The organism is Pseudomonas sp. BF-R-19 (assembly GCF_019956445.1).
GTDB lineage: Bacteria > Pseudomonadota > Gammaproteobacteria > Pseudomonadales > Pseudomonadaceae > Aquipseudomonas > Aquipseudomonas fluorescens_BH.
On record NZ_JAHBDN010000083.1, the window covers coordinates 1 to 18183 of the forward strand.

An 18183-nucleotide genomic window follows, 5' to 3' on the forward strand; every position below is an offset into this window, starting at 1 on the left:
AGATGTGTATAAGAGACAGACATAACGTGGCGTCGATTGTCAGACATGAAAAAACACCGATAGGATAGGCCAGCTTCCGAAGGGGCTCTGGATTGCGGGTTTCAGGACTATGCTCTGAAACAGCCGCTCCAGGCACGCACCCTTACGGCGCCCAGAAAGGTTGAACGACCTAACAATAATAATGGGAGAAGGTCTATGAGTGAGCCTGTCATGGGTGTGGGTATCTGCCGCCCGCCGGCATTACGCAAATTCGCGTTGCTGGCCACAGCGCTCTCGCTGTTGGGCTCTGCCATGCTGTCGGCACCTGCGCTGGCCGCGGCGGCGCCAGCATCCGATGTTGTTTATTCCATTGAATCCACCAAGGCTGCCAAAAGCCTGATGCTCGATGTCGTCCACGCCGGCAAGCGCCTGGTGGCGGTCGGGGATCGTGGGCACATCCTGTATTCCGATGACCAGGGCACTACCTGGACCCAGGCCAAGGTCCCGACCCGGTCCTTGCTGACATCGGTGTTTTTCGTCGACGACAAGCACGGCTGGGCCGTCGGCCATGACGCGCAGATCCTCGCCAGCGACGACGGCGGCGCGACCTGGACCAAGCAATTCGAAGATCTGACACGCGAATCGCCGCTGCTCGATGTCTGGTTCAAGGACGCCGACAGTGGCTTTGCCGTGGGCGCCTACGGCTCGCTGATGGAAACCACCGACGGTGGCAAGCATTGGGAAGACGCCAGCGACCGCCTGGACAACGAAGACCAGTACCACCTGAACGCGATCGCCGCGGTCAAGGACACCGGGCTGTTCATCGTCGGCGAGCAGGGCAGCATGTTCCGTTCCGCGGACTGGGGCCAGACCTGGGAGAAGCTCGAAGGTCCGTACGAAGGCTCGTTGTTCGGCGTGATCGGCACGGCGCAGCCCAATACGCTGCTGGCCTACGGACTGCGTGGCAACCTTTACCGTTCCACGGATTTCGGCAGCAACTGGGAGCAAGTCGAGCTCAAGGCTGAACGTGGCGACCTGGAGTTCGGGCTGTCCGGTGGCACGCTGCTCGACGACGGTTCCATCGTGATCGTCGGCAACGGCGGCTCGGTGATTCGCAGCAGCGACAATGGCGAAACCTTCAAGGTGGTCAACCGTCCGGACCGTATTTCGGTCTCGGCAGTGACTGCAACAGGCAATGGCAATCTGGTTCTGGCAGGTCAGGGCGGCGTTCGCGTCACTTCGCCAAACGGCACTGAGCTTGGCAAATAAAAGCGGGCAAATGAGTCGAGTAAATAATAACAAGGCGGGCGTATGACATCTTTAAGTACTCATCACCAGGACAAGGCGACGTTCCTCGAGCGCCTGATCTTCAACAACCGCCCGGCAGTGATCACGATCTGCCTGCTGGTCAGTATTTTCCTGTTCTGGCAGGCGACGCTGATTCGTCCGTCCACCAGTTTCGAAAAAATGATCCCGCTGGAGCATCCCTTCATCCAGAAGATGATGGAGCACCGCAACGATCTGGCGAACCTGGGCAACACCGTGCGGATCTCGGTGGAAGCCACCGATGGCGACATTTTCTCCAAGGAGTACATGGAGACCCTGCGTCAGATCAACGACGAGGTGTTCTACATCTCCGGTGTCGACCGTTCCGGCCTCAAGTCGCTGTGGAGCCCGAGCGTTCGCTGGACCGAAGTGACGGAAGAGGGCTTCGCCGGCGGGGAAGTGATTCCGCAGAGCTACAACGGCTCCCAGACCAGCCTCGACTTGCTGCGCAACAACGTGCTCAAGTCCGGTCAGGTCGGGCGCCTGGTGTCCAACGATTTCAAGTCGAGCATCGTCGACATTCCGTTGCTGGAGTCCTACCCGGACCCGCAAGACCAGGGCAAGCTGCTGGCGCTGGACTATCGCCAGTTCTCCCACGAGCTTGAAGACAAGATCCGCACCAAGTTCGAAGCTCAGAACCCGAACGTGAAGATTCACATCGTCGGTTTCGCCAAGAAAGTCGGTGACCTGATCGATGGCCTGGTGATGGTGGTGATGTTCTTCGGCATCGCCTTCGTCATCACCCTGATCCTCCTGTTGTGGTTCACCAACTGCCTGCGCAGTACCGTCGCCGTGTTGAGCACGACGCTGGTGGCAGTGGTCTGGCAACTGGGCTTGATGCACTTCTTCGGCTTCGGGCTCGACCCCTATTCGATGCTGGTGCCGTTCCTGATCTTCGCCATCGGTATTTCCCACGGCGTACAGAAGATCAACGGGATCGCCCTGCAATCGAGCGAGGCGGACAACGCCCTGACGGCGGCGCGTCGTACGTTCCGTCAATTGTTCCTGCCGGGGATGATCGCGATCCTCGCCGATGCCGTGGGTTTCATCACGCTGCTGATCATCGATATCGGTGTGATCCGTGAGCTGGCCATCGGCGCATCCATCGGCGTGGCGGTGATCGTGTTCACCAACCTGATCCTGCTGCCGGTGGCGATTTCCTATGTCGGCATCAGCAAGCGTGCCGTCGACCGCAGCAAAAAGGACGCGACTCGCGAGCATCCGTTCTGGCGCCTGCTGTCGAACTTTGCCAGCGCGAAAGTGGCCCCGATTTCCATTCTGCTGGCACTGATCGCCTTTGGCGGCGGCCTGTGGTACAGCCAGAACCTGAAAATCGGCGACCTTGACCAGGGGGCCCCGGAGCTGCGTCCGGACTCGCGCTACAACAAGGACAACAACTTCATCATCAACAACTACTCCACCAGTTCCGACGTATTGGTGGTGATGGTCAAGACCAAGTCCGAAGGCTGCTCGCGCTACGAAGCCATGGGGCCGATCGACGAGCTGATGTGGAAGATGCAGAACACTGAGGGCGTACAGTCGGCGATTTCCCTGGTGACCGTGTCCAAGCAAATGATCAAGGGCATGAACGAGGGCAACCTGAAATGGGAAACCCTGTCGCGTAACCCTGACGTGCTGAACAACTCCATTGCCCGCGCTGACGGCCTGTACAACAACAGCTGTTCCCTGGCGCCGGTGCTGGTGTTCCTCAACGATCACAAGGCCGAGACCCTGGATCGCGCGGTGCATGCGGTGCAGGAGTTCGCCAAGGAAAACAACAAGGATGGCCTGGAGTTCATCCTCGCTGCCGGTAACGCCGGGATCGAGGCGGCCACCAACGAGGTGATCAAGAAGTCTGAGCTGACCATCCTGATCCTGGTGTACATCTGTGTGGCGGTCATGTGCATGATCACCTTCCGTTCGTGGGCGGCGACCTTGTGCATCGTGCTGCCCCTGGTGCTGACCTCGGTACTCGGCAACGCCCTGATGGCCTTCATGGGCATCGGCGTGAAAGTGGCGACCCTGCCGGTCGTGGCGCTCGGGGTGGGGATTGGCGTGGACTACGGCATCTACATCTACAGCCGCCTGGAAAGCTTCCTGCGTGCCGGCCTGCCGCTGCAAGAGGCGTACTACCAGACGCTGAAGTCCACCGGCAAGGCGGTGCTGTTCACCGGCCTGTGCCTGGCCATTGGTGTGTGCACCTGGATCTTCTCGGCCATCAAGTTCCAGGCCGACATGGGGCTGATGCTGACCTTCATGCTGCTGTGGAACATGTTCGGTGCGCTGTGGCTGTTGCCGGCACTGGCGCGGTTCCTGATCAAGCCGGAGAAACTGGCGGGGCAGAAGGGCAATTCGTTGTTCGCCCACTGACCGTTTCGTTGCCCTGACACCGAAAGCCGCGACCTGAAAAGGCGCGGCTTTCGGCGTTTATGGCGGTGTACTTCGCAGTTGGCGACTCGACTACCGAACGGGCAACAGGTCCAGAAACAGCCTTTGATCCCATGGTGGGGTAATGGGGCTGTAGAGGTCGCGGATGATCACCTTGTTGTCCGGCCCGGCCTGGGCAATCAGATCCTTGAGGGTCATGAAGCGATGTTCGGGACGTTTGAGGTGGGCGATGGTGTAGGTCGAGGGCGCGTTGTTCACCTGGGCGTAGTGGAAATGCGCATACCACAGCACCGTTTCCGAGTTTTTCTCCCGAATGGCGAATTCAGTCAAATAGTCTTTGGCGGCCGTCCGCTTGAGTGCCTGTACCAGCCCGATGTCCACCGCCTGGCGATCGCGAAGGTACTCGATACTTTCCTGTCGGGGGCGTTGTGCCTTGTATCCCTCGATGCAATGTTGCTGGCCTTTGAGCCGGGTTTCGCTGGCGGTGTTGCGCAATGATTCAAGCACGTTGTTGATTTGCGGGTTGTCTGGCTGGGCGTGCTCCAGTTCGCTGGCCAGCGTTTCGATCCGTTCAGCCTGGTGTTCCAGCATATCGCTCCAGTCGCGGGGGTTGAGTTCATCCCGCCGTTGCGGATCACTGAGCTTTCTTTTCTGAAATTCGATTGAGCGCTCAATGGCCGGGATTTCGTCGATCAGTCGCTGCCCCTCCGTGCGCAGCGCGGCAACAGTACGCGGTTGCGCGGCGTGCACAGGCCGCACCGGCGCGGCTTCGACAATTTCGACCCATCCCTCATTGGGGTGCTCCATGAACCGTCCACTGACCTGGAGGGTGACCGGGTTTCGGGTGACGATTGTCGGAAACGGCATGTCAGTGCTCGCCGGTTCCAGCTCTCCCACCAGGGCGCCGTTATCCCGTGACTTGAACACCCGTTTGGTCTTCGACGGTGCTTTGACGGGTGTGAAGGCGACGGGCAATACCGGCAGAAATTCGTCCTCGCGCAGCAGATCGGCCAGTTCGCTCTCGGCACTGTCCCGTGCGATCTCCAGACGCTCCATCAGCAGCGACATATAGCGGGGGCGGATCAACGGCGAATCAAGCTCCAGCAGTGAGGTGTTGATTTGCAGGCGTCTTTTGTAGTGCCTGATCAGGTTGATCAGGACATCCTTGCGCTCCCGGGAGGTAAAACCATCCGTGCTCAGCAGCTCCAGATGAGAGTCTTCGAGCGCTGACATGGCGCCCAGACGGTCTTCATGGACCTTGAGAAAGTACTGCTCCTGCGGGGTTTTCGCCTCGACGGTGGTGTCGATGCTCAAGATATTGAGTATGTCGAGCGACTCGAGGATGGCGGTGACTCGGTTGGAAAACCTTCGATCAGGATGGCTTTTGAGGTATTTCAGACGTTGTGCCGGCCCGGTCTTGAAGTCCTGCGCAAGCTCTGTCAGAACCCCGTCCTGCGTGATGATTGCCTGGGTATGTCGCTCGGAGGCGGCAAAAAGGGTTTGCAGAAGGTCGTACATGCGCTGGGCGGTTTCGATGTCATTGCTGTTGTGTTGCAACTCGATCAGCGACTCGCCTTGCTCGGAAACGAAGCTGGCCAGGTAGAGGGTCGCCAGCCGATAGATCCTCAGTCCGTAGGAGGACAGGATCGCCGTGTACTCGCCGGTCGCTTTCGCCTCGTATTCGAAGCGCACGTCAACGTCCTTGAGTTGTCGATAGGCCTGGATCAAATCGCGACGGGCCTGGATCAACTGATCGACAATGACCTGGTCTCTTTCCTGCAATACCTGGAAATCCAGCCGGCTGCGGGATCGCGCAACAGCCTTGAGCCGATGGTCGCCCTGGAGGGCCTGATCCTCGGGCGATGCGCGAAGACGCATATGGGCGGTTTCCAGTTCGTTGTCGGCGCTGTCATACGCGATTCTTGCGTCTTCCAGTTGCCGGTCCATATCCTTTGCCTGTCTTGCCAGCGTCGATACGCTCCCACCGATTCGGTTGACCTCAACGGTGGCTTGCTCACGTTTCTTGTCTATTTCCGCGAGTTTGGCTTTGAGTCGATTCTTGGGGCCTCCGCCCTGCAGCTTCAGACCCGTGTCCAGCGACCATCGGCCTTGTCCGTCGGTCTTGAGCTTGAAGCCGGGATGGAGCGGCTTTTCGGGGTGAATGATGTAAACGTCGCCGAACCCTGGAACGATACTGACCTTGAACAGCAATCCTCCCAGTGAGGCATGCCATTGATGGTTGATCCGGTACAGTCCCTTGAACATGCCGATTTCAACGGGGGCGGGAACCGGGACGGGCCAGGCGACCTTGAGTTCGAGCAATGCATTCAACAGGCGCCGGCTTGACGAATCCCTGGCGGTGGAGTGAATGAAATCGATCTGGGTGTGGTCGGCGGCCGGAGGTTCTGCGGGCAAACCGACCACGCCTTGCTCGATTTCGGCCGTCGGTGGTGCGACATCCTGGGGTGGACGACGCAGGCGGGCGAGGCGCGGTGGCGGCTCTGCCGGCCGGGGTGCCGGTGTCGAAAGCTCGGGCGGATGGAGTTGGGGCGAAACATGCAGCAGGATCAATCCGACATTGAGCAGCAGATCGACCCAGGCCAGTTCCCTGGCCGTCGGGTCATTGCTGTGCAGCGCCGTCACATCGCTTTTCAGGGCGACGGCCAGCTGCAGCATCCAGCCGGCCAGCATCGCCGGGCCACGAAGCACTGGCAGGAGCAAGGCGTTGAACAGCAACCAGCCGCCCTCGCGCACGATGGCCCAGCGGCTTTCGGCGTTGGAAACCGATTCTCTGTCAGCCAGGTCGACGAGCGCCCGTGCGTTGCTGGCGTAGAGGTACTGCGTGAGATTCCCGGTGGCCAGCGCCTGTACCAGCGAACCAGGTATTTCTTCGGTGCTGGAGTCCTGAGCCAACTGCGCCGGCTGCGATTTTTCCCAACGGACGGTGTCGTCGCCCAGGCCGAAACGAAGGATGTGGGGGCTGTTGAACCCGTCATTGCTGTAGATCGGCCGGGCCCTGTCCGGCAGCCAGCTCAGTACGCTGTCTTGCAGGGGGCCGGCTTGTGCAATGGCGTTGAACAATGCTTCACGACTGGAGAATTGCTGCAAGGCGTCCTGGTATACGGGTCGATACAGGATGTGCGGGCCGATGCCGGTGTCCCGCGGCTCAATGATGAACATGTTGTCGACGACATCGGCGGCCGCGCCGGCCTTGCGGGTAAAGGCAAGCGCGCGGATGACGATGTCCTGGCCGTCGACGACGCGCTCGGGGGCTTGGGTGTGCAAGACGGCCTTGATAAATCGGAAGCCCTGGAAGCTCAGTCCGTGCTCGCCGCGGATCGTGTGTTCCAGCGCCTGAAGTGGCAGCTGCACCTTGAGCGCCTGGCCAAACAGGATTTCCCGACGTTGCGATTCGCTGTTGTCATCGAGCAGCAGGGTTTTGAGGGTGTGCGGGTAACGTTCGCCGATGTTCACCCGGCTGATCAGCCCTTCGGTGCTGCTAAACAGGCCTTTTTCACCCAGGATATAGTCGGCGGTCAGCCACGACGGGACGGCTTTGCCGGTCTTGTCCGCGACGGTCATGCTGCCCGAGGGCGTGGCGCTGAGGTTCTGGATAGCCAGTTCAGTCAGCGTCATGGGGACGCGGGTGATGAAGCCGCTGCCCAGATCACCGGCCGCCACCCGGAAATTGAGCAGCAGATCGCCAGGTTCGCAATCGGAATCGGGATGGTCCAGGCGTATCTGATCACGCAAGGCGTTGTTGGTGAAGTCATGCAGGTTTTCGATGCCGTCGAGGAAGGACTTGCCGCCAGTCTGTCGTTGCCATTGCGCCTGCTCGACCAGCAATTGACGATATTCGGCACGCTCGCTGTCGCTGGCATCCTTGAGCCACTGGGGCAGGGTCGCGCGTATTTTTTCGCCAGATTGCCGGCCAGGCGCCGGAGCATGGCTGAAGTAAGGGGCCGGGTCGGTACTGGCCGCGAAGCGTTCTTCCAGTGCACGAACACCCTGGTCGGCGGGAAGCCGGATGGCGTCCAGGTTCTCCAACTGGCGCTCCAGCAGCAACGCGGCCTGAGTATCGAAGATATTTCCATCGGGCTCGGAACGCTTGATGACGACTTTGTCGGCGATGAACTGGCGCTCCACCTCATGCCCCCAGGCCTGATTGAACGCTTCCATGCTGGGGTACGACTCCAGACGACCTGAAATGCGGTACAAAAATACCCGGCTTCCTTGCACCACCAGCAGGTCCGACGTGGTGAAGGACGTGCTTTCGCCGTTGCGGACCAGGCAGGTTTCCAGGCAATAGGCATGCACAAAGCCGTCAGGGTGGGGGATAGCCAGGCGCTCACGACGGTCGGGATATCGAGCCAGTTCGTAGAGTGCGGCCCTGTCATCTTTTTGAGCTGCGGGAAGAAGACTCGCCGCACTGTTCAGGCCGCTTGCCAACAGGTCACCCAGCCATTGCCAGTGGCTGACCTTCGTGTCGTGCGCCTGGTTCCAGTAGGCCGTCAGGGCATCCTGAAACCGGGTGCCCAGGGTCAACGCCAATGACTGGATTTTTTCCTGGATAACGCCCATGTCGGGACGCTTTGGCCCTTGCGCTTCGTAGGTCAGACGCGAGGGAGCACGGTTGGTGAGGAAGTGTACGCGTCCGTCAATTTCTGCCGTGAGATTCAGCGATGTGTTGTTACCCAGATAGTCCAGGGCCACGTCGATCAATAGCTTGAGGTCCCATCCCCCCGTCCGGTTGGGTATGGCCAGCCGGGTGACATCCAGATCCAGGGCCAAAGGCGGGTAGTGCTCCAGGATACTGGCGTGCAGCATTTGTCCGGCGACCTGGTGCAACGTCGGTCGGCTGGCGAATCGACGGGTGACCGCTTGAGCGGGAGCGTCGCTGGTAGCGGGGCGTGTGGGTTGTCCCTGACTCTCGTCTGGCGGGATGGCGGATTGATTCTGCATATCGGATACCGTTCTGTAGCGAAAGAAGTGTGGTTTCGCTGCCAGAATGGCGAGTTTGTCGCAGGCGAGTGCGGTATCCGGCTACCACCGGAGTACTCGAGAAGTGTGTCAGATCGTGCCTGGCGACCAGTCGCTCAGGACAGCTCGGAGCCGAGTACGGCACTCAGCGCGCTGCGGGCATCGTCCAGCTGCACCAGCGTCGCATGCCGCGCGCCGAGGGCATCGCGGTTTTCGATGGCGGTCAGGATTGCCTTGTGCCGGGGCAGCGCCAGTTCATGCAGGTTCGGCCGCTGGTTGGAATGCTTCAAGGCTTCGGCAATGGCCACCGAGAGCATGTTGCACAGGTTGGCCAGCAGGTCGTTGTGCGTGGCATCGGCGATGCGACTGTGGAAATCCAGGTCCGGCTGCAACAGCGCCTCCGGCGTTGGCGCGGCTTCCATGCGCTGGTAGGCCTCACCGATGGAGGCAATGTCCGCTTCCGTGGCGAATTGCGCGGCGAGGGCGGCAGCGGCCGGTTCAATGATGCTGCGCACGCTGGTCAGCAGTTCAAAGAACTGATTCTGCGGACTGCTCTGCATCAACCAGTGCAGCACGTCCGGATCGAGCATGTGCCAGTCCTTGCGCGGCTTGACCACGGTGCCGACCCGCGGGCGGGAATACACCAGGCCTTTGGCAACCAGGACCCGGGTGGCTTCACGCAGCACCGGCCGGCTGACCGCATACTCTTCGCACAACAGCGCTTCGGCGGGCAATTTGTCGTCCGGCAGGAAACGCCCCGAGACGATCTGCATGCCCAGTTCCTGGACGATGCGTGAGTGCATGCTTTTGCGGTCGGAGGGTTTGCGGTAATCCATGGGGAGCGGCGCGGTCCTGTGCGAATAGGTGGCGCGCATGATAGCAGGCGCGGCGCGAACCTGAGGCAGGCGTAGCTCAAATGTGGGAGCGGGCTTGCTCGCGAAAGCGGAGTGTCAGCCAACAGAGATGTTGAATGATAAACCGCATTCGCGAGCAAGCCCGCTCCCACAGGTTGCTCATTCCAACCGAGGGAAGTGGGGTGCTATGAGCTATCATTGCGTCTTTCCCATTCAAAGACTGATTGCCATGACTGCCCCAACCGACACCTTGCTCAATGCCCTCGAACACTGCGGAATGGTCGAAATCGACGGGCTGCATGCCTTCGAATTCGCCCTCGACGAGTTCGATAACCTGCACATTGAATGCATGGATGGCCGTGCGGCCAAACACTGGGAGTTCACCCCGGCGCAGATCCAGGCCGCGACCTTCGACACCACGCTGCAAAGCTGGTTGATCACCGGTGACTCGGGTGAACACCGTTTGGTGTGCCTGGGCGATGTCGTCAGCGGTGACAACGAAGATGACGACCAAGACGATGCGTAACCTCTGGCCACTGTTGATGGCCGGCAGCATCGGCGCCATGGGCGTACAAACGGCGATGGCCGAAAGTGTCCAATTGCTGGTGGGCTCCTACACCGCCGGTCAAAGCCAGGGCATCTACCGCCTGGCTTTCGACAGCCGCACCGGGCAGATCGATGCCAAGCCCCTGCAAGTGATCAAGAGCGAAAACCCGTCGTGGCTGACCCTGTCGAAGGATCAGCGACACCTGTTCGTGGTCAACGAAAACGGCCCGGGCCAGACCGATCCGGTAGGGCGCGTCAGCAGTTTCGCGATTGATCCCAAGACCCATGCGCTGAGCCTGGTCAGTCAGGTGCAAAGCCTGGGCAACGAACCGACCCATTCCAGTCTCAGCACCGATGGCAGCCATTTGTTCGTCAGCAATTACTCGGTGGCCGAAGACCCGGGCGGCACCCTTGCGGTATTGCCGGTGGCGGCCGATGGCACGCTCAAACCGCTGGTGCAGATGAGCAGCCACCCGGCGAGCAGGGTCAATCCCGAGCGCCAGGCCTCGGCCCACGTGCATTCGACCATCCCGTCACCGGATGGCCAATACGTGTTCGCCAATGACCTGGGCGCCGACAAGGTGTTTGCCTACCGCTTCGATCCCAAGGCCAACCCGGAGCTGCCGTTGACCCCGGCCACCCCGGCATTCGTGCAACTGCCGCCGGGCAGCGGGCCGCGCCACTTGCTGTTCAGCGCCGATGGCAAACACGCCTGGCTGACCATGGAAATGAGCGCGCAAGTGGCGGTGTTCGATTACCACGACGGCCAACTCAAACAGACGCAGATGGTCGATCTGGCTGCCGGGCAACCGGTCTCGGACAAGGCTGCGGCGGCGTTGCATGCCTCGGCTGATGGCAAGTTCCTCTATGTCAGCAACCGTGGCACCGCCAATCAACTGCTGGTGTTTGCCATCGATCCTGCGACCGGCCACCTCAGCGAGCTGCAACGGCGGGCGGTGGAGGGCGATCATCCGCGGGAATTCAGCCTCGATCCGAGCGGCAAATTCCTGTTGATCGCCAACCAGAAGAGCAACCAGATTGTCGTCGTCGAACGCGACGCCAAGACCGGTCTGCTGGGCAATACCGTGCAAAAACTGCCGATGGACGCCCCGAGCGACCTCAGGTTTCTGCTGCGTCAATAAGCCGCAGGCCCCGGTTGATGGGGCCTGCCGCTTTTATCAATGACGCTGATATCTGGTACTGCTACAAAGCATTTCAAGGCACGGACCCTCGAGGGTTAAGTTTGCTTCACGGCCCCACCGGGCAAGCAAGCCAACTGAATCCGAGGAATACCGCCATGAACTTCAACATCTTCTCTGTCATCGCCGCTTCCGCCATTTCTGCCACCGTTGCGCTGCCAGCCAGTGCCAACGTTGAAATCAACGACAAAAAAGCCCACACCCAGAGCTACACCCAGAAGTACCTGCAACAGAGCGCCAACTTCTACGCCGCGCTGGATCACAAAACCCAAGCCTGAACGCTCACCCTGCCTTTATGCAGGAGCGAAGTCACTGATGATCGAAGACACTGATGTTGAAACACGGGTGTTGAAAACGATCAGAGTGATGTCGCTCCTGCATAACGCATTTGCGACAGCATCATTTTGCCATCAACATCGCGCTTGATATCACATTGCCATGAGTTTAAATTGACGCTGATTTTTTGACTCCTCCTCACGGCAAGGATCGGCAGCATGGTGACGCGTCTGGCATTGGTTCTTCTGTTTCTCTATTCCACCCCCATTCTGTCGGCGGCCGACCCTGTTTCGGGTGAGCCGGAGGCTGCGCGCGAGCGCTTGATAAGTTTTATTGAAGACTGAAATAGTCTGGCTTAATGATCAATGAAGTTGATGGTCACTATGGATAACCCTGAGTGGTTACCCAGGCTTTTTTGATCGATTCTGTGGGTATTGAAACATGCCTGCGGAGAACATCATGGCCAGCGCAATTCTCACTTCTGCCAAACACGGCGCCTATGTGGCGATCGGTCTTTACCTTGCCATGGTGCTGCTGGTCAGCCTTTCAGCGCAGTCGCAATCCACCTTCGAAGCACCGATCCAGGTCGCTCATCCCGGCATCCAGTTCGAACACCGTGCGCAAAACGCGGGCGTTGATCAGGCTGAACTCGCGGGAGTCGTCGGCGCATGAAAGGGCACAGACTCTGGGTCATCGCCTTCCTGGCGTTCATGACCAACGGATCCTCCCTGTTGGGGATCGGACAAGGCTCGGCGGGCTCGGTGGCACGGGCCATCGAAGCCAACCACAACATTGCCCGCAACATCGAAAACGCCAGTGCCCAGGGCATGCTGGCCGGCAATCCGCCGATCAGGAATGAAGGTGTGGCTTTCGGGCCGTTCAAGGTGGATTGCTCGGCGATCGGGATGTGTGGGGTGTTGGCGTAAAGTGCCTGGCCTATTTCTTCATGATTGAAGTAAAGAGTTCCGATTCCAGAAACCGCTGCAACCAGTCTTGCAACCGCCGATATGGCGTCTGCGCGAACCAGTCGCGGTCGACGTGGGCGAACTGGCGCACGAAGGGCATCAATGCCACATCGGCCAGGCTTGGATGGCTGGCCAGCAAGTAGTCGCGTCCCTCCAGCAACGTCTCCAGCCTTTGCAAAAACACCTCGCCCTCGCCGCGATAAACCTCCATCGGCTGCTCGGGATAACGCTCGGCGTACTTGTAGCGATTCAAGTGCACCTTGAACTCCTGATCGTTCTGTTCGATTAGGGGGGCGATTTGCGCCGCTGCCACAGGATCATCCTTGAGCAGCCAGTCTTGCGGGTCGTTCTGTGCCAGGGCCCAGCGCATGATATCGAGGCTTTCGTCGATCACCCGGCCATCGGCGCTCAGCACCGGCACCGTGCCTTTGCCCGACAGCGCGAGCATTTCGGCGGGCTTGGCCTTCAGGCTGACTTCGACGATGTCCACGGCCACGCCCGAGTAGCGCAGGGCCATGCGTGCGCGCATGGCGTACGGGCAGCGGCGGAAGGAATACAGGGTGTTCATTTCACCTCCAGGGTGCTTAGGCCGTTGCCCTGGCGTTGGACCTGAATCTGCACCGGAATCCGTTCATGCATTTCCTGTACGTGGGAAATCACCGCGACCTTGCGGCCCTGGGCCTGCAAGCCGTCGAGGGCGTCCATGGCCAGTTGCAGGGATTCGGGATCGAGGCTGCCGAAGCCTTCGTCGATGAACAGCGACTCGATTTTCAACGTGCTCGATGCCATCGACGCCAAACCGAGGGCGAGCGCCAGCGACACCAGGAAAGTTTCGCCACCGGACAGAGAATGCACCGAGCGCAGTTCGTCGCCCATTTCGGTGTCCATCACCAGCAAGCCGAGCATGCTGCCGCCGCGCTTGAGGCGATAGCGGCGCACCAGTTGGCGCAATTGCACGTTGGCGTGGTGCACCAGCAGGTCGAGGTTGTAGGCCTGGGCGATCTTGCGGAAGGTGTCGCCGGTGGCGGAGCCGATCAAAGCATTCAGGCGCGCCCAGCGTTGATACTCGTTGTAGGCGTCGGCAATCTGCTGCGCCAGGGCCTGATTGGCGTTCTGCCGGCGCTGGTCCTCGACCTGTTCTGCGCGCAGTTCGGCGCAGTGTTGCTCGCTGGTGGTGGCGAGGTTTTGCAGGTCGATGAGCGCACTGGCCAACTGCTCGGCATCGAGGTTGCCGTTCTGTTGAGCCTGGTGATCGAGCAGGCGCTTGTCGCGCTCCTGCACCAGGACGCGGGCCTGTTCGATGGCTTTTTCGCTGTGCTGCAAGCGCTGGCGCAGTTCGCTGACCTGGGTGTCGTCGACGTGCAGCAAGTCTTCGAGGCCGCCGTCATCCAGTTCGGGATGACGGGCACGCCAGTCGCCGATCTTGCCGGCGAGTTCACGTTCTTCGCCTTGCAGTGCGTGCAAGCGCTCCTGTTGGGCCTTGAGCTCGGCGGCGATTTGCACAGACTGCGTGAGGACGCTTTGTAGCGTCTGTGCGGTGCTGGCTTCGGCGCTGCGTGCCTGTTCCACGGCCTGTTCCAGTTGCTGCTGCCAGTGCTCGGCGCTGCTGTGTTCGCCGAGTAATTGCCCGAGCGTGTGCTGGCTCGCCTGTTGCTGCTCGGCCAGCCCGGTGAACTGCTGTTCGGCGGCCTGCAATTGCTGCACGCGGCTTTGCTGGCGATCCTGTTCCTTCTCCAGGTTTTGCTGGCGTTGTTGCTGCTCGGCCAGTTCTTCCTTTTGTTGCTCGAGTTGCGCCAGGCGCTCGGCGATCTGTTGGTCGAGCTGCATGAAGGTCGCGGCCGGTTCGACGCGCAGCGCTTGCAGGGTCTCGGCTGGGAGCAGGCTGGAGAATGCGCTGAGCTCTTCGTCCAGGCGCTGGCGATCGTTGCCCAGCTCGCGCTGTTGACTGCTCAGGTGCTGGGCCGCTTGCTGGTGCGCGGTTTCGGCATGGCGCAGTTGCTGGGTCAGGCGTGCGGCATCCTGTTGCAGGGTGAGCAGCGCGCTCTGCCGTTGCTCGTCCTGGCTGATGCTCTGGTTGAGCTGACTGTTTTGCTGGATGAGCCAGGCATCGCGTTTGGCGGCATCCTGATTCAGCAGTTGGGTCGCCAGCGGATGCGCTTCCAGACTTGGGGCGAGGGCTTGCTGCTGGGTCGCCAGATGCTCCTGCTGTTGCAGCAGTTCCTTTTGCTGGGCGATCAGCCCACCGACTTCGGCGCGCAAGTCAGTGAGTTTTTCCTTGAGCAGGTCGACGGCCTTCTGTGCGTTGGCCTGTTCGCTTTCATCAAAGCGGCCGAGGCTCTGCAGCAGGGCTTCCGGCTGATGATACGGATGCTCGTTGCTGCCGCAGACCGGGCATGGCTGGTCATCCTGCAATTGCGCGCGCAGCTCTTCGACACTGGCACTGCGCGCCAGACGCTGACGCTCCAGCAGTTCGCGTGTGACGTTGAAGGTCTGTTCGGCAACGCTCAGATCAGCCTTGGCCTTGACCCCGTCCTGGGTCAGGCGCTCACGTTCCTGCTGCGCGGTGAGCTGGCGTTGTTGCAGCTCGGCGCCGCGCTTGTCCAGGACCTGCTGGCTGTCCCACAGGCGCGCAAGGTCTTCGACGGCGCGCAGTTGCTTGCGGTTGTCCTGCAACAGGCTGCCCAGAATGCCGATCTGCTCGGCGACGGCATCCGGTTCGGCGCCGGCCTCCTTGAACAGTACCTCCAGTTGCTGCTTCTGCGCGGTGAGTGCCTGGTCGGTGCTCGCGGCGTTTTGTTCGAGGCTGGCCAGTTCGGCCTGACCCTGATTCAACCGGTTGCCGATCAACATCAACTGTTGCAGCCGGTCGCGGTAGGCATTCCAGGCATCGCTCAACGGAGCCAGATGCGTGCTTTGCTCCAGCCCGGTGGCGATGCGCTGCAAGTCCCCGGCGCCACGGGCTTGCTGATCGAGCAAGGTCTGAATCGTGCCCTGGCCCTGGGTGCAGGCCTGTTGCGCCTGTTGTCTGGCTTCGGCGCTGAGGGCGGTGTCCTTGGCCAGGCGGGCGAGGGTGCTTTGCGCTTCGAAGGCCTGACGCAGCAACGGTGCGCTGTCGGCTTGCCGTTGTTGGGTTTCGCTCAAGGCGATTCGGGCGGCACTGAGCTGTTGTTCAAGCTGCGTCTGACGCTCGCCGAGTTCGCCATGCTGCTGCGTGTGCAAGGCAATTTGCGCCGCCAAGGGTGTCAGCAGCGCATCGACCTCGGCTTTACGGGCGAACTGATGACGTTGCGGCGCCAGTTGCTCCAGTCGTGTGAGCTTCAAGCGTTCGCCGGGCAGTGCATCCCAATGTTGTTGAGCCGATTGCAGTTGCTCGCTGGCGGCCAGATGTTCGTCCTGCAAGCGACGCAGGTCCTTGAGCCAGGTGTCCTGCAGTTCAAGTTGTTTGAGCTGCGCCTGTTGGGTCTTGAGTTGTTGCTGCGCCTGGTTGAAGCGCTCATCCAGTTCCGCCCGGGCTTCGGGTGACAGCGGCGTCACACCGCTGGCCTGATCCTGCAGCAGCTTGTGCGCCTCGCGAGCCTCTTTGGTCTTGTCGAAGGCGCGACGACCGAGGCGGGTGTAGAGCGCCGTGTCGGTGAGCTTTTCCAGCAGTTCGCTGCGGTCGTTGTCGTCGGCCTTGAGGAATGCGCTGAACTCGCTTTGCGCCAACATCACGGCGCGGGTGAACTGTTCGAAATTCAGCCCCAGCGCGGCTTCGAGCTGAGTCTTGTATTCGCCTTTCTGGCTGGCGAGCAATTGATCCTGATCGATGTCACGCAAGCTCTGACGGCTGGCCTGCAGCTTGCCGGCGGCCTTGTCCCGGGCGCGATTGGCTTCCCAGCGGGCGCGGTAGCGGCGGCCGTCGACTCCGACGAAATCCACTTCCGCATAGCCTTCACCCGTGCCGCGACGCAGCAGGGTGCGCGGGTCGCCGGTAGCGATTTCGCCGTCGGCGTCCGGCACCTTGGCATCGCGGCCGGTATTGTTCAGGCGCGGTACGGCGCCAAACAGCGCCAGGCACAGGGCATCGAGCAGGGTGCTTTTGCCGGCGCCGGTGGGGCCGGTGATGGCGAACAGTCCGGCACTGGCCAGGGGTTCGGCGGTAAAGTCGATTTCAAACGGCCCGGCCAGGGAGGCGAGGTTTTTCAGGCGGATCGCGAGGATTTTCATGGCTGTTCGCTCTCCATCTGCACGTCCTGCAACAGCTCGGCGAAGTCCTTGAGGGTCTGCTCGTCGACCTCGCTGCCGTAGTTGTCCTGCCAGGCGCGGCTGAACAGTTCCTGAGGCGTGAGCTGGTCCAGCTCGATCAGCGTGCTGCCTTCGTCGGCACCGTCACGGCCGCCGTTGCCGGCGTACTCGGCGGCGATGCGCACCAGGCGCACGGCCTTGCCTTGCAGGGCGGTTTCCACTTGATTGCGCAGGTCGGGCTGCGGTTCGTCGAGGCGCACCCGCACCTCCAGCCACGGCTGGCGCTGGATCTCGGCCAACAGGTCGATGTTCGGCAGGTCCGCCAGTTGCAGCAGGATCTCGCTCAATGGCGCCGGGCCGATGCGCTGCAGATTGACCGCGCGGGGGATCAGTTTCGGCTCGACGCTGAGCAGGGTTTCGCCGTCGAGCTTGATGTCGAGAATCTGGTGCTGATAGCTGATCTCGGAGAACGACAGCGGAATCGGCGAGCCGCTGTAGCGGATGCGTTCCTCGCCGTTGACCTTCTGCGGTTTGTGCAAGTGGCCGAGGGCAACGTAGCTGATGCTCGGCCCGAACAGACTGGCGGGCAGGGCTTCGGCATTGCCGATGATCAGGCTGCGCTCGGAGTCTTCCGACACCGAGCCGCCGGCCATGTGCGCGTGGCTGATGGCGATCAGTGCCTGGCCTGGCTGGCGCTTGGCGTTGGCCGCTTCGATCAGCCACTCGTGCACCTGACCGATCCCGCGCAGGTAGTTGTCGCCCAAGTGTGCGCCGGTGACTTCCGCCGGGCGCAAGAATGGCAACGCCAGGCACCACCCGGCGACTTCACCACTGGCATCGGGCAAGGGCAGCAGCAGGCGCTCAGCATCCAGTTGCCCGTCATCCAGCCACAGCACGCGGCCCAGCGCATGGGTTCGCAAGCGTCGCATCAACGGTGCAGGCAGTTCGATCCGCGACCCGGAATCGTGGTTGCCGGCGATCATCACGATGGTCAGCAACGGCTGCTGTTCGTGGGCGCTGACGATGAAGTCGTAGAGGCGTTCCTGGGCTTTGACCGGCGGATTGACCGTGTCGAAGATATCGCCGGCGATCAACAGCACATCCGGCTGATCCAGTTTCAGCTGGCGCAACAGCCATTCGAGAAAACAGCCATGTTCGAAATCGCGATCCTGGCCGTGCAGGTTCTGCCCGAGGTGCCAGTCGGAGGTGTGAAACAAGCGCAAGGCGGACTCCGCTACAAAATAGGTAATGGCCGCGGGAAAAATGAAGGCGGCGAAAGGGGAGAGAGTTTACTGGTAAAAATACCCGGTCGCGCGATGGAATGCTCTGTGGCGAGGGGGCTTGCCCCCGTTGGGCTGCGAAGCGGCCCCCTAATTCCTTCAGGCATACCGAGCTGTCAGGATTTACGGCCGCTTCGCGACCGAACGGGGGCAAGCCCCCTCGCCA

General features: G+C 61.0%; 13 protein-coding genes. 8 read left to right on the forward strand and 5 right to left on the reverse strand.

Annotated elements, in window-relative coordinates:
- Nucleotides 1-195 precede the first annotated feature (195 nt).
- Both KGB28_RS24525 and KGB28_RS24530 read left to right on the forward strand, forming a co-directional pair.
- Complete coding sequence (locus KGB28_RS24525; RefSeq protein WP_223448244.1) at nucleotides 196-1248, forward strand: WD40/YVTN/BNR-like repeat-containing protein; 1053 nt, start codon at nucleotides 196-198, stop codon at nucleotides 1246-1248.
- Between the two features lie 42 nt (nucleotides 1249-1290).
- Nucleotides 1291-3675, forward strand: coding sequence for an efflux RND transporter permease subunit (locus KGB28_RS24530; protein ID WP_223448245.1), 2385 nt, complete (start codon nucleotides 1291-1293; stop codon nucleotides 3673-3675).
- Nucleotides 3676-3765: 90 nt separating this feature from the next.
- Here KGB28_RS24530 and KGB28_RS24535 read toward each other — a convergent pair whose 3' ends face one another.
- Nucleotides 3766-8655, reverse strand: a complete 4890-nt coding sequence (locus KGB28_RS24535) for a dermonecrotic toxin domain-containing protein (RefSeq protein ID WP_223448246.1) — start codon at nucleotides 8653-8655, stop codon at nucleotides 3766-3768.
- Between the two features lie 134 nt (nucleotides 8656-8789).
- Nucleotides 8790-9509 carry a FadR/GntR family transcriptional regulator gene (locus KGB28_RS24540; RefSeq protein ID WP_223448247.1) on the reverse strand — a complete coding sequence of 240 codons (720 nt, stop codon included), beginning with the start codon at nucleotides 9507-9509 and terminating at the stop codon, nucleotides 8790-8792.
- Between the two features lie 205 nt (nucleotides 9510-9714).
- Between KGB28_RS24540 and KGB28_RS24545 the strand changes: the two genes are divergently transcribed.
- From KGB28_RS24545 to KGB28_RS24565, 6 genes are all read left to right on the forward strand, one after another.
- Nucleotides 9715-10053 carry a DUF5629 family protein gene (locus KGB28_RS24545; protein WP_223448248.1) on the forward strand — a complete coding sequence of 113 codons (339 nt, stop codon included), beginning with the start codon at nucleotides 9715-9717 and terminating at the stop codon, nucleotides 10051-10053.
- Nucleotides 10046-11215: a lactonase family protein gene (locus KGB28_RS24550; protein WP_223448261.1), complete on the forward strand. Its 1170-nt coding sequence runs from the start codon at nucleotides 10046-10048 to the stop codon at nucleotides 11213-11215. The genes KGB28_RS24545 and KGB28_RS24550 overlap by 8 nt, the downstream gene beginning before the upstream one ends.
- Nucleotides 11216-11370: 155 nt before the next feature.
- Nucleotides 11371-11550 (forward strand): hypothetical protein, encoded by a 180-nt coding sequence (locus KGB28_RS24555; RefSeq protein ID WP_223448249.1) that lies wholly within the window; start codon nucleotides 11371-11373, stop codon nucleotides 11548-11550.
- A gap of 216 nt (nucleotides 11551-11766) precedes the next feature.
- A complete protein-coding gene (locus tag KGB28_RS31540; protein WP_263296921.1) occupies nucleotides 11767-11892 on the forward strand; it encodes a hypothetical protein in 126 nt (41 codons plus the stop codon).
- A gap of 115 nt (nucleotides 11893-12007) precedes the next feature.
- Nucleotides 12008-12220 (forward strand): hypothetical protein, encoded by a 213-nt coding sequence (locus tag KGB28_RS24560; RefSeq protein WP_223448250.1) that lies wholly within the window; start codon nucleotides 12008-12010, stop codon nucleotides 12218-12220.
- Nucleotides 12217-12474 (forward strand): hypothetical protein, encoded by a 258-nt coding sequence (locus tag KGB28_RS24565; RefSeq protein ID WP_223448251.1) that lies wholly within the window; start codon nucleotides 12217-12219, stop codon nucleotides 12472-12474. Before KGB28_RS24560 ends, KGB28_RS24565 begins: the two co-directional genes overlap by 4 nt.
- A 10-nt stretch (nucleotides 12475-12484) precedes the next feature.
- Here the strand turns inward: KGB28_RS24565 and KGB28_RS24570 are convergent, their stop codons facing one another.
- Genes KGB28_RS24570 through KGB28_RS24580 form a run of 3 tightly spaced genes read right to left on the reverse strand, consistent with a single transcriptional unit; the run spans nucleotide 12485 to nucleotide 17960 of the window.
- A complete protein-coding gene (locus tag KGB28_RS24570) occupies nucleotides 12485-13081 on the reverse strand; it encodes a glutathione S-transferase (RefSeq protein ID WP_223448252.1) in 597 nt (198 codons plus the stop codon).
- Nucleotides 13078-16719 carry an AAA family ATPase gene (locus KGB28_RS24575; protein ID WP_223448253.1) on the reverse strand — a complete coding sequence of 1214 codons (3642 nt, stop codon included), beginning with the start codon at nucleotides 16717-16719 and terminating at the stop codon, nucleotides 13078-13080. The genes KGB28_RS24570 and KGB28_RS24575 overlap by 4 nt, the downstream gene beginning before the upstream one ends.
- Nucleotides 16716-17960, reverse strand: coding sequence for an exonuclease SbcCD subunit D C-terminal domain-containing protein (locus tag KGB28_RS24580; protein WP_223448254.1), 1245 nt, complete (start codon nucleotides 17958-17960; stop codon nucleotides 16716-16718). Before KGB28_RS24580 ends, KGB28_RS24575 begins: the two co-directional genes overlap by 4 nt.
- Nucleotides 17961-18183 lie beyond the last annotated feature (223 nt).

Excerpts from the sequence above, each read along its gene's own strand:
- KGB28_RS24525 (WP_223448244.1), top strand. The coding sequence starts at position 196 with ATGAGTGAGCCTGTCATGGGTGTGGGTATCTGCCGCCCGCCGGCATTA.
- KGB28_RS24530 (WP_223448245.1), top strand. The coding sequence starts at position 1,291 with ATGACATCTTTAAGTACTCATCACCAGGACAAGGCGACGTTCCTCGAG.
- KGB28_RS24535 (WP_223448246.1), bottom strand. The coding sequence starts at position 8,655 with ATGCAGAATCAATCCGCCATCCCGCCAGACGAGAGTCAGGGACAACCC.
- KGB28_RS24540 (WP_223448247.1), bottom strand. The coding sequence starts at position 9,509 with ATGGATTACCGCAAACCCTCCGACCGCAAAAGCATGCACTCACGCATC.
- KGB28_RS24545 (WP_223448248.1), top strand. The coding sequence starts at position 9,715 with ATGAGCTATCATTGCGTCTTTCCCATTCAAAGACTGATTGCCATGACT.
- KGB28_RS24550 (WP_223448261.1), top strand. The coding sequence starts at position 10,046 with ATGCGTAACCTCTGGCCACTGTTGATGGCCGGCAGCATCGGCGCCATG.
- KGB28_RS24555 (WP_223448249.1), top strand. The coding sequence starts at position 11,371 with ATGAACTTCAACATCTTCTCTGTCATCGCCGCTTCCGCCATTTCTGCC.
- KGB28_RS31540 (WP_263296921.1), top strand. The coding sequence starts at position 11,767 with ATGGTGACGCGTCTGGCATTGGTTCTTCTGTTTCTCTATTCCACCCCC.
- KGB28_RS24560 (WP_223448250.1), top strand. The coding sequence starts at position 12,008 with ATGGCCAGCGCAATTCTCACTTCTGCCAAACACGGCGCCTATGTGGCG.
- KGB28_RS24565 (WP_223448251.1), top strand. The coding sequence starts at position 12,217 with ATGAAAGGGCACAGACTCTGGGTCATCGCCTTCCTGGCGTTCATGACC.
- KGB28_RS24570 (WP_223448252.1), bottom strand. The coding sequence starts at position 13,081 with ATGAACACCCTGTATTCCTTCCGCCGCTGCCCGTACGCCATGCGCGCA.
- KGB28_RS24575 (WP_223448253.1), bottom strand. The coding sequence starts at position 16,719 with ATGAAAATCCTCGCGATCCGCCTGAAAAACCTCGCCTCCCTGGCCGGG.